A 401-nucleotide genomic window follows, 5' to 3' on the forward strand; every position below is an offset into this window, starting at 1 on the left:
GCTACACGTTCGAGCATATGGAAATCGCCAGCTATAAAATGCTCATTGCCGCAGCCGGCGAGGTCGGCGATTCCGAAACCCAAAGCGCGTGCAAAGAGAACCTGCGCGAAGAAGAGGCGATGGCTGATTGGCTAGAAAACAGACTCGGCACGGTCACCACCGAGTTCCTCCGACGCGACGAGCGGGATTCTGACACGGCGCAACGGTGACATAGGCGGACAATTGCCGTCTACAGAAAAAACTCGCCTTCGGCACGGTGCTCGAAACAGAACCAGTGGGATGGCTGCCGCGGTTTACGGAAAGCCCTTCCGGCATTCTTGCCGCAGCCGGGATGCTCCCAGCAATGGCGCTGAATGCGACATGGCAACCAATCGTTTGGGGGCGCCTGGGTTTATTCGGAC

1 protein-coding gene is annotated in these 401 nt (G+C 58.1%); it reads left to right on the forward strand.

All coding sequences use genetic code 11. The features are described 5' to 3' along the window. On the forward strand, nucleotides 1-209 hold a 209-nt coding region (locus EOC93_RS33860), incomplete at its 5' end, for a DUF892 family protein (RefSeq protein ID WP_164759413.1). Nucleotides 210-401: the final 192 nt, after the last annotated feature.

This window comes from Mesorhizobium sp. M6A.T.Ce.TU.002.03.1.1 (assembly GCF_003997275.1).
Classification (GTDB): domain Bacteria; phylum Pseudomonadota; class Alphaproteobacteria; order Rhizobiales; family Rhizobiaceae; genus Mesorhizobium; species Mesorhizobium mediterraneum.